The sequence below is a fragment of the Streptomyces sp. NBC_00885 genome (assembly GCF_045207475.1).
Classification (GTDB): domain Bacteria; phylum Actinomycetota; class Actinomycetes; order Streptomycetales; family Streptomycetaceae; genus Streptomyces.
The window spans coordinates 3,711,555-3,727,584 of sequence record NZ_CP108796.1 but is presented as its reverse complement, the minus strand read 5'-3'; the positions used below and the strand labels follow the sequence as shown (position 1 = coordinate 3,727,584).

The following is a 16,030-nucleotide window of genomic DNA, read 5'->3' as shown; positions in this document are numbered from 1 at the left end:
CGGCGGTGGCCGGGTTCACCCTGACCGTGGCGATGCGCGCCGAGGTCCGCGACCTGATCGCGGGAACCCGCGCTGCCTCCGGTCAGATGCGCACCCTGGCCGACCGCACCGACGCCGCCAACCGCTCCCTCGCCCGCCTCGACACCAACGGCGCCCGCCTCGTTTCCCAGTTCGCCGCGCTCAACCGCTCCACCCGCTCCGCCGTCGGCGACCTGAACCGGATCTCTGCTCGCGCCGCAGCCGCACGCGCCAGTCTGCGCGCGGCCGGTGACGACGGCGCCCGCTCCATGTCCCGGCTCCAACGCGCCACGGCCGGCGCGGGCAGGCGCGGCATCTCCGCCACCAACATGCTCGCGGGCGGCAGCCTGCTACTGGGCGCGGGCGAGATGATCCAGGAAGGCAACCGCTACCAGAAGCAGATGAACCTGTTCCGGGCGGTCACCTCGGCCACCGCCGGACAGATGAAGCGCGCCGCGGCTGTCGCCCAAGAACTCGGCAACGACCTATCCCTTCCGGGCTCGACCGCGGCCGACGCGGCCGAGGGCATGGTCGAGCTCAGCAAGGCGGGCTTCCGCGCGGACCAGTCCATCGACGCCGTACGTGCCTCACTCCAGCTCTCCGCAGCCGCCGACGTCAACGCCGCAACGTCCGCGAAGTACTTGGGCGACATCATGGACCAATTCGGTCTCGGTGCTGATCAGGCTTCGCGGGCCTCGGACACGCTGGCCGCCACCGCCAACAACGCCTCCGGCTCGATCACCGACATCTACTACTCGATGCGGTACGCCGGACCGGTCGCGAACGCGCTCGGCGTCTCGCTGCAGGACACCGCCGCCGCGGTCGGCATGCTCGGCAAGAGCGGCATCCTCGGGCAGACGGCGGGCACATCGCTCAGGGGAATCTTCGCGAACCTGGCCGCGCCGACGCCGCAGATGCGGGGCGCGCTCAAGGACCTGGGGATCGACGCCTGGACCGCCCAGGGGCAGTTCCGGGGCCTTCGCGTGGTGATCGACGGCCTGTCGAAGGCCGAGCACAAGCTGTCCCAGAAGGACTTCGCCGCAGGCGTCACCCGGGCGTTCGGCAAGCCTGCGCTGTCCGGGGCGGCGGCGCTGGCGCATCAGGGGACCGAGTCGTTCGACGCCCTGTCGGTCGCGGTGCGCCAGACCGGGGCCGCCGCGTCCATCACCGCCTCGCGCGGTCAGGGCCTGACCGGTGCGATGACGCAGCTGCGCACCCAGGCCAAGCAGACCGGCTTGGCGCTGTACGAGGGCATGGCCCCCGGCCTGGAGTACGTGACCCGGCTGCTGACGCGCGGAATGGCTGGGGCCACGCCGTACCTGACCACTGCGCTGGAGTACGGCCGCAACCTCGCGATCCTGTATGGGCCGGAGCTGAAGGCGAAAGCGGGCTCCGGACTCGGCGGCCTGATAGATGAGGCCCGCGCGCTGCTGGGACCGCTCAAGGAGCTGGGCGAGCACACCCTCGCCACGGGCCTGAACCTGCTGATCAACGCCGCCCGCACGCTGGGCGACGTCCTGCGGAACGCTGCCGACGGTGCGGAGCCCATCGTGTCCGCGCTCTCGGGCCTGGGCGAGGAAGGCGGCGCTGCCGCCGGCACGCTCGACATCATCGCCACCGTCGCGAACGTGGCCATGGACGCCGTGTCGGGCCTGTCCGCAGTCCTCGTCCCGATCGGGCACGTCGTCGGCGGACTGGTCAACGCCTTCGGCGCACTGCCCGCCCCGATCCAGTCGGCGGCCCTGGCCATGCTGCTGTTCCGCCGCGCGCAGCCGGGCCTGACCAGCCTGGCCAACACGGTCACCGGCCCCGTGCGTACCGGCTTCCAGTCCTTCGCACAGCAGATGCGCGTACAGCAGACGCTCGCCGCTTCCTCAGGTGTGGCCCTTAACCGGTACGGCGCAGCGTGGGCCGCCGTGCAGGCGCGGGTGGGGTTCCTCGGCAACATGACCTCCGCGTTCCGCAGTGCGAACGGCGCGGGCGTGACGTTCATGGGCACGATGAACGGCGTTACCCGCGCGGCTGGTTCGGGCCTGCGCTCGGCCATGTCCGGCATCTCCGGCGCATTGGGCGGGCCCTTCGGTATCGCCATGGCCGGTGTCTCCGTCGGCCTGGGACTGCTCGCCGCCCGGCAGCAGCGCGCGGCGCAGGCGGCGGCCGAGCACCAGTCCCGCATCTCCTCCCTGACCTCCGCGCTGCGGGAGTCGGGCGGGCAGATCAACGGAGATGTGCGTGGGCAGGCCGCCCAGGTTCTGCTGGATACGAAGGTCTCACAGGGGCAGTTGACCAAGGTCATGGAGCAGGCCGGGGTGCCGATCTCCTCGCTGACGGACGCCTACCTCGGCCAGGGCACGTCCCTGGACGCGCTGCAAAAGAAGCTCCAGGCCACCGCCGACAGCCACAAGGAGTACAAGGACAAGGCGGCAGGCAAGGTCCAAACCCTGGAGTACACGGACGTCGGCCAGCAGTACAAGGACGCCGCCGACGCCCTGGGCAGCGTCAAGGGCGAGATGTCCGAGTCGATCAAGAACGCCAAGGAGCTGGCGAAGGCGACACGCGGCGCCGGCGACGGCACCTCGGCGTACGACCGGCTCAAGTCCGCGGTCGGCGGTCTCGCGGATGAGACCGCCGACGCCGACACCCGCACCCGCTCCCTCAAGAGCGCCCTCGACCTGCTGTCGGGCGGCCAGATCTCCCTCCAGGCTGCGAAGGCGAAGGTCAACTCGGCTGTCCTGGACCTGAAGGAGGGCGGCAAGAACGTCAACCAGAAGGAGGGCTACGGCGGCAGGCAGATGGTCAATCAGGACAAGACCCTCAACACCACGACCAGGAACGGCCAGCAGCTCTACACCCAGCTCACCGCCCTGTCGGACGCGGCGGCCGACGCCTCGGTGGCCACCTACACCCTGGCGCAGAGCAACGGCGAAGCACTGCCCGAGGCACTGGCGAAGGCCCGCGGGGAAATGAGCCGGGCGCGCGCTGAGGCCATCAAGGCCGCGCGCAGCTACGGGCTGACCAAGGCCCAGGCCGAGGGCGTCGCCGACAGCCTCGGCCTGCTGCCCTCCAAGGTGTCCCTGCTGCTCCAGACCAAGGGCATGGACAGCACGCTCGCGAACCTGATCGCGGTGCAGGCTGAGTTCCACCGGCTGCCGAAGCAGAGGACCATCAAGGTCGACTCGCTGAGCGACGGCGCGCAGAAGAAGCTGCGCAGCCTCGGCTTCACCGTCAAGACGGTGCCGGGCACTCGGCAGATCAAGATCACCGCGCCGACCGCCGGGGCGAAGAAGAACCTGGACGGGCTGATCGACAAGCTCGGCCGGACGCCGAACTCGAAGAACGTGCGGGTGTCGGCGCCGACCGGGGCCGCGATCAAGAGCCTGGAGGCGGTGCAGGCGAAGATCCGGGCCACGCCGGGTGCGAAGTCCGTCACGGTCCGCGCCCCAACCGGGCAGGCCCGCAAGGAGCTGGAGGCGCTCGGCTTCCGGATCGAGAAGGTGCCCGGCTCCAAGAACGTCAAGGTCACCGTCCCTACGGGCGGCGCGCGCAAGGCGGCCGACGACATTCAGGGCCGCATCAACGCGCTGCGCGGCAGGACGATCCCGATCTTCACCTCACTGATCCGCAAGCCCTCGTCGCATGACAAGGACGCCAACGGCATCCCCGACATGATCCAGAACCCCAACTACAAGGGGTTCAACCAGGCCAACGGCGGAGTGGTCGAGTACTACGCCAACGGCGGTGTCCGGCAAGAAGCGGCCGGTCCGCGCCGCCGCGAGCAGCACGTTGCGCAGATCGCTCCGGCCGGATCGTGGCGCATATGGGGTGAGCCAGAGACTCAGGGCGAGGCATATGTGCCTCTGTCGCCCGCAAAGCGCGTACGTAGCAAGGCGGTTGTGGAGGACGTCGTCGGCCGCTTCGGCGGCAAAGTCCAGTGGTTCGCCAACGGCGGGGTCACCCGCCGCACCGGCCGCGACTACGGGCCGGTGGTGGCCGGCTCGTTCAAGCGCGCCAAGGGCGCGGCAGCCATGGCCGACGTCGTGCGCCGCTTCGACATCCGTACCGGCACGGACGGCGCGCGCGGCCGCGTGGTCGACGCCCACGCAGGCGGACGCGTCCAGGTCGTCGTCGTCCGCGAACAGCAGCCGCTGATCGGCACCATGCCCGTCACCGTCAGCGACAGCTCAGCAACCCCCGAGCAGATCGGCACCGAAATGATGCGCAACCTGCGCAACGCCCAACGCGGCGGGAGAGTCGGATGAGCACACCCACCCAGCAGACCACCCCGATCGACCTTGCCCCGTGGCAGTTCGAATTCGGGGGCGTCGTCCTCGGCAACGGCACCCGCATCCCGATCGGCAACATCGAAGGACTCGGCTCGCCCGCCGTACGCCCCCAGGACGTCGACAACCCGACCGGCGACGGCACGCATCCCGGCCAGGACTTCTACGGTCCGCGCACCGTACGCATCGAGGCCGGCATCAAAACGCCGGGCGACCCGACCGCAGCGGCCGACCTCCTCGCCCGCCTGGAGCTGGCCGTCGATGACCCGGCCGCCCGAACCCGCCCCGAAGGGCGGGCCGTTCTGCGCGGCCGCTGGCCCGGACACGGCATCCGCCGCCTGCACGGGCGGCTGCGCCGCATGGAAGCCACCAGCACCGCGAACGCGGTCAACGGGTGGATTCCCCTGGACATCGAGTTCGCCGCCCTCGACCCGCGCTGGCACGCCGACGAACTCTCACATCTGCCGCTCACGCTCGACCAGGCTGCCGAGCACAAGGCCGACGACCGGAACGTCACCGCACCGCTGTGCGCACCCGCCGACTGCGGCACCGCCGACCCGGCCCACCGGCCCGGCTGGATCACCAACCACGGCAACGTCTCGGCCTGGCCCAGCATCCGCGTCCACGGACCGGTCACCAACCCGCGCATCTGGAACACCGTCACCGGCCGCGTCCTCGAACTCGATCTCTCGCTGCGCGCCGGGGAGTGGGTGGACATGGAGACCCGGCCCGGCACCTGCTGGGCCCTGCGCAACGGCGTCACCAACGTCGCAAACGACCTCACCCCCGAGTCGCGCCTCGACCTGTTCGCCATCCCGCCCGGCAGGTCGGAGATCGGCTGGAGCGCGGAGGACCCCACCGTCACCTGCCGACTCGACGTGTCGTGGCGGTCGGCGTACACCGCCCTGTGAATGGAGCAGCAGTGACACTTGTCCAGCCCCCGATGATGGTGCACGGCGGCAACCACCCAGCCCGCGCGATGCGCCTGATGATCCGCGACCTGGCGCGCGGCCGACAGGGCATCGCCGAAGCCGGGGACTTGAAAGTCCAGCCGCTGGAGGCACCCGGGCCCGGCGTCCGCGTCGGCGACGGCTCGGCCCTCATCCACGGCGCGGGACCCTGGCAGGGCGCCTATACCCAGAGCAACATCGGTGACGCCGTGGTGGACGTGCCACCGACCGGGCCGTTCGCCCGTACCGACCTGCTCGTGCTGCGGATCGAAGATCCCGAGTTCGAGGGCGAGCGGGATCCACGCACCCAGGACATCGGCTACTTCCACCTCATCCAGAACATCGGCAACGAGGAGACTCCTGCGCCGCGCGGCATGACCGCCATCCCGCTGGCGCGGATCACCTTGCCCCGTAACACCGCGGCCGTCACCGCGGAGATGATCAGGGACCTGCGGCGGATCGCCAATCCGCGCACCGAGCGGACCCTGCGCACCGTGCACCCCAAGGACACCGAGAAGGTCGCCGGCAAGCACGGCCACTGGGCGGCCTGGCCCAAGGACGCGGCCTGGGACGTGGACGTGCCGGCCTGGGCTACGAAGGCCACCGTCGTGATCACGCTGTCGGGTCTGCGCGCGGAGGCGGGCAGCATTTACGCCGAGCTGCGCATGCGCCTGGGTGAGCGCAACGCCAAGCCCACCGTCGTCGACGACGACGGCACAACCACGCGCCGCACCACGGTCATGCTCGCCGACACCTTCGCCGTCCCGGCCGGCTACCGCGGCACCCGCCAGCACCTGGCCGTGCAGATCAACCAGATCGACAAGTACGGCGACGGTGACCTGTCCGTCGCCAAGGGCACCACGGTCACCGCCGACATCGAGTTCACGGAAAGCCCGGTGTGACGATGCCCAACTACCGCTACATCGTCGCCCGCGCCGCGTCCGGCGAGATCCTGCACTGGAACCTGCCGCTGAGCGAAGTGGAGTTCGGGCCCGAGATTTCCGGACCCGGCTCGCTCAGCGCCACCCTGAGCCCGACCTTCGCCCGCTCCCTGAACGACATGCTCGACGCCGGAAACGCCGTGATCCTGGCCGAGCGGGACTCCAAACTCCTGTGGGGCGGACTCATATGGCGAGCCGAACCGCAAGGGCCGAAGCTGCCCATCGAAGCGTCCGGGTTCACCAGCTACCTGCACCGCCGCTTCGACCTGCACGGCAACCTCGGCGGGCGCGGCCCCTATATCGAGGCGGACCCGTGCGAGGTGATCCGCGATGTGTGGGCCTACGCCCAACAGCAGCCGGACGGCGACCTCGAGGTCGTCGTGGACGACACCAAGTCGACGGCGAAGACCGGCACGGCGAAGGACCCGTACGACATCCCCCGCTGGGATGCCCGCAACTTGGGCGAGATCGTGGACGAGATGGCCGACATCGATGACGGCCTGGAGTGGTCCGAGACCGTGGCCTGGCGCGGACGACGCGCCGAGCGTCGCATCATCCTCGGCGCTCCGAAGCTCGGCCGGCGTCGCGAGGACCTGACGTTCACCACCGGCGCCAACGTCGTCGGCGAACCCCAGGTGATCAAGGACGCCGACGAGTACGCCCAGTGGGTCGTCGGCCTCGGCGCGGGCGAGGGCAAGAAGCGCAAGGTCGTCATCGACGGCGTCCGCAACCAGTGCCTGCGCCTGGAACACAAGCTGGAGACCAGCGAGAAGGACGAGGCCAAGCTCAAGCAGCGCACCCGGCGCGAACGCCTGGCTCGGCAGATCCTGCCGACGCTCACCGAGCTGGAGATCGTCGACCACCCGGCCGCGCCGATCTCCTCGCTGCGCATCGGCGATGACGTGCGTATCCGGTTGCACGAGCCGCACACCGAGTACGACGGATGGAACCGCATCACCGGCTGGACCGTACGACCCGGCCAGGGCGAGACCCCCGAGCGCGTGACGCTGAAGCTGGAACGCACCGTGAAGCCCACCGACGGCGCGGATGAGGCGGAGGAGAAGTAGATGCCGGACACAATCGCTACCCTCGCGCGCCGCCTGGCCCGGCTGGAGCGGCGGGTGACCACCCTGGAACGGGCCCGGCGCGCATCGTACCCGCCGTGGCGCGACCTGCCGCTGACCGGCGACACCGCAGTTCCGGACTCCGTGCAGCCGCCGCAGATGCGCGCCAACCTGTGGGACACGCTGGAGTTCAGCGGCCGGATCGGCCTGCCGAGCGGCCGGGCGGTGGACGAGGCAGTCGTCGCTCTCCTGCCGGACGGCTACTGGCCAGCCGTGCCCCGCACCGTCCCGGTGGCCTCCGATGCGAACCGCCGTCTCCATCTCGACATCAGCCCCGAGGGGAGGATGACCCTGCGGGTGCAGGACGGCGGCAACGTGAAAGCCACCTGGCTCAGCCTCGATAGCGCCTCGTGCCGCATCGACGGCGACGACGAGTAAGCGCCCACCAGCAGCGACGACGCCGCTCGCTGTGTCAGCTGCTGGGTACCATGACGACCGGGTGACCCTCCACCCAACGCTTCGCAGCAACTCCCCGAGGGACCGGCCCAGACCCATGGGTCCGGCCGACCGCCATACGGCGCAGGGGAGAAAGGCGAAGCGAGCGTGGCAACCCCTTTGAGCGCGGACAAGTTCCTGTCCGTGCTGAAGCACGCGGGCCTCGGTGTCGTCGAGCACGGCAAATGGCGCACCCACAACCGCAACACCCACGGCAACTGGGGCCCCATGAGCGGGGTCATGATCCATCACACTGGCCCCTACTCGTCCGAGGCCGACATGGTGGAGTTGTGCCGCGTCGGCTACCAGGAACTTCCCGGCCCGCTGTGCCACGGGGTGATCGACCGGTCCGGAGCGGTGCACCTGGTCGGCTACGGCCGAGCGAACCATGCGGGCATGGGCGATACGGACGTGCTACTCGCTGTCATCGCGGAGAAGGAGAAGCTCCCGCGCGACAACGAGGAAGACACGGACGGCAACCGGCATTTCTATGGCTTCGAGTGCATCAACTCCGGCAACGGGAAGCAGCCCTGGCCCGCGGCGCAGCTGGACGCGATGGCCCGCGCCGCGGCCGCGATCTGCCGTGCCCACGGATGGAACGAGCACAGCGTCATCGGGCACAAGGAGTGGAAGCCGTCCAAGCCTGACCCCGCCGGCATCGACATGGACGACTTCCGTGCCCGTGTCGCCGCCCATCTCAAGGACGAGGGCAAGCCACCCAGCAAGCCGAAGCCCAAGCCGGACCCGAAGCCCAAGCCCGATCCGAAGCCGAAGCCGAAGCCGAAGCCGAAGTATGCCGCCTACCCGGGCAAGGATTTCTTCCGCGACGGCCGTTCCTCGCCGGTAATCGCGGCCATGGCGAAGCGGCTGATCGCCGAGGGCTGCGATTCCTACGACACCCGGCCGGGCCCGGTCTGGAACGACGCGCACCGCCGCACGTACGCGGCCTGGCAGATCGAGTGCGGCCATCACGGCGCTGCCGCCGACGGCATCCCAGGCCCAGAGACCTGGGCCAAGCTGCGCGTCCCGCATCCGGCCGGCGCTGCCGAACCGACACCCGACCAGCACGAGCAGGAGAAGCCCGACCCCATGCCGCAGGCCCTCGCCGACGTCGCCGAGCGCACGATCGCCACCTACCTCCAGTCCGTGCTGGGCCTGATGGCCGCCTCGGGAACCACCGACATGGTGTCGCTGTCGGCGTGGCAGGCAGCCGCCGTCTCCGCGATACCCGCGGCCCTGTCGGCGCTGAAGTCCACCCTGGGCACGGTCCTGGGACGGCCCGGCACCGCGTCCTGGCTGCCGCTCAAGCGCGACCCAGCCACCCCCGCCCGCTGACCTGCGACACGAGAGAAGGAGAAATCCCGTGCCGGAGGGAGAGGTCGCACTGGCCCTCGCCGAGCTGCGCAGCGCGCTTGAAGTCGGCCTGGCCAAGATCGACGGGCAGCTCGCGCTGCTGGTGCAGCGATCCGACCAGACCGACAAGGCCGTCGACGACTTGGAGCAGAGGGTGACGTCCCTGGAGAAAGGGCGGTGGCCGCTGCCGACCATCGCCGTCCTTGCCAGCATCACGGCGGTGGGGCTCACGCTGTACGAGGCGCTGAGGGGCTGAGGGGCTGAGCCGAACGTTCTCCAGCGATTGGGGTGCTGCCCGACCTCAGCCGTGGTGTGGAGCACACCATCACTGATCTGGCGCTGGGGGCCCGATGGGCACGACAGCCCGGCGCCCTGAGGACGGAGAACTGGCGGCGCTGCTCGCGCCCCACAGACGCCGCTGGCCTACCGGCGCGTGTCCGAGTCAGACGTGCGCATTCGTGAGGCGCTGGTGTTGTAAACCCCGAAGTCGTTCTCGGCCGCCGAGCGGTAACTCTTCCCTCGGGAGACCAAGGGGACGGGAGCTTCGAGATGGAACTGTCCGAGGGCGGTGTGCCCAATTCGCGGAGCTGATCGGGTGCCGGACCGAGGGCCCGAACCTGCGCAGAACCCCTGGCGCCCCAACTTGTATGGGTTCAAAACGAATCTCAACAGGCTACCCGCCATGGGAAGGATCACGCCACTTGACGCTCAACCGCGTTGCGCGTGCAACGTGTTGTTCGATAGACATTGATGCTGCACGACGGCACGTATGGGGTGCAGGTGCACACAGCACCGCGTCAAGCGCCACTGTGCACGCGACTATTCGGGGGTGGGCGCATGAAGTTCGACATGGGCAGTACGACACTGTCCGACCTTGGCAACAGCACGGTGGGGTCTACCACTGACCTGGGCACGCTGATCCGGTTGCTGATCGCGGCCGCCGATCCGCTGGAGGGGAAGTTCAACGGGGCCGGCAAGGCCGCGTTCGACTCCTTCAAGGTGCGTGCGGATGAGATCACGAATGCGCTGAACGGCTCGCTGAACTCGATCCTGGGCGGGCAGTCCGGGATGGACACTGCGTTCGGCACTGGTGATCAGGAGCAGGAGTCCAACGCCCACCAGAGCATGGCCGGGGCCAACTTCGATGCGGCCCGGTTCTCCGGGCGATAGAGACGGGGGAATCGCGATGGGGCAGAACCAGGACCGGCGCAGTTATGACACGGGTGCCTCGGTGGAGGTGCAGGGCGGACTGCAGGGAATCATCGGCCAGCTTGAGCGGGTGCTGGCCGACCGGGACCGTGCGGTGAAGGCCGCGATGACCGAGTTCACCGCCGACGGGGTCTCCGACGAGTACCACGGTAAGGAAATCCGCTGGAACAAGGCGGCGGCCGAGGTGCGCGAGATCATCCGGCTGGTGCGCAGCACGCTGGAGCAGAACGACGGGACCGCACAGTCCACGCTCGCCAGGGCCAAGGCAGCGGTCGACGCCATCGGTTAAGAGACGCGGTAGCGCGGCGGTGGCGGGTGCTCGGGGGATAGCAGGGGGATGAGTATGCAGGGGTGGGACATCACTCCGTCCGGAGTGCAGTCGGTGACTTCGCTGGTCGGGGACGCGATGGACGACGTTGCCAAGAGCGTCAAGTCGTACGGGACGCATGTGCAGAGCGCGGCGAGCTCGGCCGGGACGATCAGCGGGATGTACTGCGGCACGGCGCCGACCGGGCCGATCGGGGTGGCTCTGGCGCTGTTCGTAGAGAAGACCGCGACGGATGTGCTGTTCCTCGGCGCGCGCGCGGCCAAGTCCGTGAACGGCGCGCGTGAGGCCACCGCGTACTACGTCGCCGGGGATCTCGACATAGCAGCGACCGTCGCGCACAACGCCCTTGCCGCGCCGGTAGTCAAGCTGCCGAAGCCGGACGGCTCGCAGGGTGGCAAGAAGTGAAGATGATCGAACCGTCGGGCATTCCTCAGTTCGTCGGAAACCTCGACCAGTTGGAGAAGGACGTCTCCGGGCTGCGCAGTGATGCCATCGGCATCCGCAACGGCGGGAAGGACGTGCACTCCCGATTCCAGGCGCTGGGAGGCGTCTACCAGGCGCCCGAGGCCGAGCAACTGTTCGCGACCACCCGGCCGGTGATGGACAGGGCCGAGCTCTTCGCCCAGCATCTGGAGACGGTGGCGGATGCGCTGGACGCGTTCTCCATAGAGGCCCGCCCGCTTGCCAAGAAACTGGCCCAGCTCAAAGTCGACGCCTTCGCGTTCCTCGACAGCGTCGAGGGTGACGACGAGTGGACGTACGACGAAGACAAGATCGACCGTCACCATGGGCTCCTCGACGGCGTGAGCGCCGCGCGGGCCGCCTTCCAGGAGGCCGAGAACAGAGCCGCCAGTAAGATCTCGGCGATCGTCGGCGGCCCGAAGTTCGTCTTCGACGACGGCAGCCATACCGTCAACGACAAGACGGTGATGTACGGCAATGACCTCGAGACCCTCAAGAGTGCCGAGGAACTGCCCTGGGGAGCCCCCGTCTCCGAGTCCCACCACGCGTGGGAAGTCGGCTACTGGGCCAAGAGCTATGTGTGGGACGGGCTCATCGTCGACAACATCTGGGGCGGCATCAAGGGGCTGGGAACCCTCGTTGGCATCGGCGACGAGGACACCAGTGACGCCTGGAGCCATCTCGGGGACGTAGTCGGCGGCATCGGCCAGTACACCGCCACGCCTTACAACTGGCTCATGGACCAGGCCTTTGGCGAGGAGCCCAAGGACCCGGATGTAGAGCGGCAGAAGCAGGCCACCCGGGACTTCGGCAAGGCCCTGGTCGGCTGGGACATGTGGGACGAGAACCCCGCACGCGCCGCCGCGACCGTCACCTTCACCGTCCTCACCCTCGGCAGCGGGGCCCTCGCTACCGGCGCCAAGGCGGGCAGTGGCGGCGCGCTCGCCAAGACCGCCGGCACCGCGGCCAAGGTCGGCACCTGGATCGATCCGCTCTCGGCCGGTCTCAAGGTCACCGGGAAAGCGATCGGCTCCCTGCCCAGGCTCTCCGAGGTGACGGCCGGGATCCGCCACACTTTCGACACCACGGCAACCTCGAAGCGCCTGCACAGCGTTATCGAACTCGACGACGGCTCCAAAGTCCTCATCAAGGACGGCAAGTTCATTCCCGTCGACGCCAACGGGAAGATCAGCACCACCATTCCGCACCAGGAGACGCCCGCCGGTACACACGCCACACCGGAGGAAGTCCCCGCACCACGGGATCTCGCCGCGGTCGGCGCACACACCCATGCACCCGAAGCCAGCGGGCATGCGGGAGGGCAGCATCTACCACCGCAGGCCAGCCACGACGCCCTGGGCCGGGACGGTAGTAACGCCCCCCGAGGCCAGCGAGATGGTGGATCTGGCACCGGCGCGCTTCCCGGCCGGGCCGGCTTTTCGCCCAGCACTGGAGCGCACGGTGACTACAACGGCCCAAGCAGGTGGAACGGTGCCAGCCCACAGGACATCATGCGGCACCAGGTCCTCCGGGCGAACAATGAGGCCGGGTACTTCGAGAAGTACTACAGGTCCGGACGGTCCAGCGGCTACCGGAAGTTCAATGACATCCCGGATGAGAGTGGTCTCGTGCCGCCTCAACTGATCCCGGACCCGCACAACCCAGGCCGCATGATATCCAAGGATGACGCCCCGCCGCCCATCCCGGAGAAGTACATCGACGGGGGTGATGTGACGCGTACCCCGAAGACGGTGTCCAGTCCTGAAGCCCTCCACACGCTCAACGACGCGGCTCAGACGCGTCACACCTCGGTCACCGCCGACAATCTGGCGCACGGCCCGCTCAATGATGCCAAGGACGCACTCAAAGCACACGAAACTCAGGCGAACGTTGATGCTTTGAAGGCGGCGAAGGCCGAGCACGCACCACTGCACGAAAGGATGACGAAGGACACGGAGGCCTATGGCGAAGCCATCGCCAGGCATCACGTGATCCCCGAGCACTATCGGGGTGCCAAGTGGGAAGACCTGGACGGCCCTGCGAACGGCAACGACCAGTTCGACCAAGTCTGGAAGCGAGAAGACGGCAGTTTCGTCGTAGTCGAAGCGAAGAGCAGCGTCAAAACAGATCTCGGTCAGCGAAATCTTCCGAGTGGATTCAGTGCTCGCCAGGGGTCCCGAGAATATTTCGAGGACATTCTGCGCGAGATGAGAAAACGAGGGCGTACCAATTTGAATGAGCGGAGGCTGTACAAGGAGCTGAGTGCCGCCTTGAAGCAGGGAAAAATCGAGTATATTCTGGTAAAGGGGAAACCCAACACGGGCACGTATGCTGGCTACTACATGCGGCGCTTCAACATTGGGTGACGGGAGATATTGGTGACTGTCAAGGTGGCGCGGCACGGCAGCCCGGGGCCTGACGACGAAGAGTATGCGCAGGATCTGGGCGAGGGGCTGGCGGACACGATCCGGAGCCTGGAACAGTCGCCGCGCAACTTCGGCCTCGCGATGGACGAGGCGCTCATGCATGTACAGGCGCGCCTCGCCGTCAACCCGAACGGCTCCGGCATTGATACGTGGGAGGCCGTGGTCTCGGCCATGCAGGTGGGCTCCGCCCTCTTTATCTCGGCTAGCGCGGGCGAGGGGACCGTGGAATGCCGTATTGACCACGAAATGCGGACCATTCCTGCCGCCGGTCCCGAGTTCTACGCCAACGCGGGCAACTGGCTCACCGCGTTCTGGTTGGCCATCGTCTGCCGCGACCAGGCACGAATGACGCAGCTCTGCGAAATCCCCCTTGATCTGCTGCGCGCCTCCGGGGCGCGGGGCGACGAGTACGTCTACCACTGGGTGGAGGCCCTCCAGACGTACTGGCGTGAAACACCGGGCCTGGTCGAGAAGTTGACCACGACGATCAATACCTCCTCCCCGGAGATCGCGACCATTGCCCCCCGCGATCTCCTCCAGAACATTCTTTACCAGCCCATCAACCTCTTCTACCGCTTTCTGCTCAAGGACCACGACGCCTTCAATCAGGCCCTGCTCGAAGCCGTGGAAGCACACAAGGCGTACTGGACCGCGGACGAGGACCGGGCAGGAAGCGTCGAGGGCTACCTCGCTCTCGGCCCCCTCGCCATCGCCTGCCTCGCCTATGACGCTGGTTTCCCCATCGAGGTCGAGTCCGACTACCTGCCCAAGCAACTTCTCGAGCGCGGCTGGCTGGGCGAGTTCCCGACGTGACGGACGGACAGCGCAGAACGGATGGTTGCTAGCCGTGGCAGCGCAGGATTACGACAGTCAGTTGCTGGAGTCGGTGTCGGTGCGGCGTCGGCGGCTGCGGGATGCTCTGTTGTTCGGTGCGCAACGGCAGCGGCGCTCTGTGGATGAACGTCTGGGTAAGGCGTTCGCTGGGATCGTGATTGCGGCTGTGTTGTGTGCGGGGTGTGTGGGCTGGTCGTTCATTTCTCACCGGCTCATCGGGAAGAGTCCGTATGGGCCCCCGGTGCAGCATTCTTCCCCACCCTCCGTAGCGCCTTCTTCTCGATGATAGGTTCGAACGCGTGATATCTGCGGGATCTTTGAGCCGTACGGCGTTGAGCCGGGTCACTCTGGTCGGCGAGCGGCGGCGTGTTGATCTCGTACTCCCTTCGCAGGAGCCGGTCGGGCTGCTGTTGCCCGAAGTGATGCGGCTGCTGGACGATCAGGTGTCGGCGCGGCCGATGCTGCGGCATCTCGTCACAGCGGACGGTTCGGCGCTCGCGCATGACAGCACACTGGAGTCAGCAGGTGTAGCGGACGGTGCAGTACTGCGCCTGGTGCGCGCAGAGGACGCTCCGTCGGCGCCGGTGGTGCACGACGTCACCGACGAGGCCGCAGACGATCTGGACGTACGGGCATGGCGCTGGAAGCCAGCGGCTCGGCGGACGGTGGCGGGACTCGCTGCCGTCGGATGGGCGCTCGCAGCCGGAGCACTGGCCCGAACCGAGTTCGATCTTTCGGCGGTCGGCGGTGTGCTGCTGGCCTTGGCCATCGTGGCGGCGCTCACGGGTGTGTTGCTCGGAAGGACGGGCCGGCGCGGCTTGGCCACCACGCTCATCGTCATGGGTGGGGCGCTTGGCGTGCTGGGGGCCTGGACCCTGGCGGATGCACACAAGTGGTCCGTTGGGATGCGTCTCGTCGGTGTGGCCGCGGCCCTGGTCGTGGCGTTGCTCCTGCTGGGCTGGGTGTCGCCGCTGGGGCGGGGCGGGCTGGTCGGCGCCGGGGCGGTGGCCGGGTGCACGGCCTCCTGGGAGATCGCGGCGGCGTTGCAGCCGGGCGACGGGACGGTAGCGGGCCAGGTACGTACGGGCGTGCTGCTGGCGGTCGTGTCGGTGGTGGTCCTGGGGGTGCTGCCCCGGCTGGCGTTGATGTCGTCGGGACTTTCCGCACTCGACGACCGCCGCTCGGGCGGGGTGTCGGTGAGCCGTTACGAGGTGTCCACCGCGCTCGCAGCGACCCATCGCGGGCTGACGCTCGCCACTGTCGTCATGGCGGTCTCAGCAGCCGCCGCCGGAGTCCTGGTGCTGCAGGTGCCGACAGCGTGGACTGTACCGCTCGCCGTAGTCGTCGCCGTCGTACTGGCTCTCCGGGCGCGGGCGTTCCCGCTTGTCGCCGAAGTTGTGGCGTTGCTGGCGGCTGCCGCATTGGTGACCGTGCGGCTGTCCTGGGTGTGGCTGGAGCGTTCAAGCGCAGCGGGGCCATTGGCCCTCCTGTCGGTGCTGGCGGTGATTTCGCTCGTGGTGCTGTCGGTTCAGCCGGCCGAGCATGTACGGGTGCGGCTACGGCGGTTCGGTGACGCGCTGGAGTCGGTCGGTGTGATCGCTCTGGGCCCATTGGTGCTTGGGGTCTTCGGTGTGTACGGCCGTCTGCTCGGCACATTCGCGTAGGGGTTC

At 68.4% G+C, this 16,030-nt stretch carries 13 protein-coding genes and 1 pseudogene; all 14 read left to right on the top strand.

From position 1 onward, the window contains the following. Nucleotides 1-5 precede the first annotated feature (5 nt). Nucleotides 6-4,277: a phage tail tape measure protein gene (locus tag OHA61_RS16760; RefSeq protein ID WP_406303685.1), complete on the top strand. Its 4,272-nt coding sequence runs from the start codon at nt 6-8 to the stop codon at nt 4,275-4,277. Next, nucleotides 4,274-5,209 carry a hypothetical protein gene (locus OHA61_RS16755; protein WP_406303684.1) on the top strand — a complete coding sequence of 312 codons (936 nt, stop codon included), beginning with the start codon at nt 4,274-4,276 and terminating at the stop codon, nt 5,207-5,209. Before OHA61_RS16760 ends, OHA61_RS16755 begins: the two co-directional genes overlap by 4 nt. A gap of 11 nt (nt 5,210-5,220) precedes the next feature. After that, complete coding sequence (locus OHA61_RS16750) at nt 5,221-6,150, top strand: hypothetical protein (RefSeq protein ID WP_406303683.1); 930 nt, start codon at nt 5,221-5,223, stop codon at nt 6,148-6,150. Further along, complete coding sequence (locus OHA61_RS16745) at nt 6,147-7,256, top strand: hypothetical protein (protein WP_406303682.1); 1,110 nt, start codon at nt 6,147-6,149, stop codon at nt 7,254-7,256. The genes OHA61_RS16750 and OHA61_RS16745 overlap by 4 nt, the downstream gene beginning before the upstream one ends. After that, nucleotides 7,257-7,691: a hypothetical protein gene (locus tag OHA61_RS16740; RefSeq protein ID WP_406303681.1), complete on the top strand. Its 435-nt coding sequence runs from the start codon at nt 7,257-7,259 to the stop codon at nt 7,689-7,691. A gap of 165 nt (nt 7,692-7,856) precedes the next feature. Next, nucleotides 7,857-8,783 (top strand): annotated as a pseudogene (locus OHA61_RS16735) (peptidoglycan-binding protein); the annotation flags it as partial. 328 nt (nt 8,784-9,111) lie between these two features. After that, on the top strand, nt 9,112-9,357 hold the full coding sequence (locus tag OHA61_RS16730) for a hypothetical protein (protein WP_406303680.1): 246 nt from the start codon (nt 9,112-9,114) through the stop codon (nt 9,355-9,357). A gap of 581 nt (nt 9,358-9,938) precedes the next feature. Next, nucleotides 9,939-10,271, top strand: coding sequence for a hypothetical protein (locus OHA61_RS16725; protein ID WP_175299844.1), 333 nt, complete (start codon nt 9,939-9,941; stop codon nt 10,269-10,271). A 16-nt stretch (nt 10,272-10,287) separates the two neighbouring features. Continuing rightward, nucleotides 10,288-10,599, top strand: a complete 312-nt coding sequence (locus tag OHA61_RS16720; RefSeq protein WP_175299843.1) for a pore-forming ESAT-6 family protein — start codon at nt 10,288-10,290, stop codon at nt 10,597-10,599. A gap of 48 nt (nt 10,600-10,647) precedes the next feature. Then, entirely contained in the window at nt 10,648-11,043 is a 396-nt protein-coding gene (locus tag OHA61_RS16715) for a DUF6507 family protein (RefSeq protein WP_406303679.1), read from the top strand. Further along, entirely contained in the window at nt 11,040-13,466 is a 2,427-nt protein-coding gene (locus OHA61_RS16710) for a hypothetical protein (protein WP_406303678.1), read from the top strand. The genes OHA61_RS16715 and OHA61_RS16710 overlap by 4 nt, the downstream gene beginning before the upstream one ends. Before the next feature lie 12 nt (nt 13,467-13,478). Continuing rightward, nucleotides 13,479-14,339: an immunity 49 family protein gene (locus OHA61_RS16705; protein ID WP_175299841.1), complete on the top strand. Its 861-nt coding sequence runs from the start codon at nt 13,479-13,481 to the stop codon at nt 14,337-14,339. A 34-nt stretch (nt 14,340-14,373) separates the two neighbouring features. Then, nucleotides 14,374-14,646, top strand: a complete 273-nt coding sequence (locus OHA61_RS16700; protein WP_406303677.1) for a hypothetical protein — start codon at nt 14,374-14,376, stop codon at nt 14,644-14,646. 13 nt (nt 14,647-14,659) lie between these two features. Beyond that, nucleotides 14,660-16,024 (top strand): type VII secretion integral membrane protein EccD, encoded by a 1,365-nt coding sequence (gene eccD, locus OHA61_RS16695; RefSeq protein ID WP_406303676.1) that lies wholly within the window; start codon nt 14,660-14,662, stop codon nt 16,022-16,024. Nucleotides 16,025-16,030 lie beyond the last annotated feature (6 nt).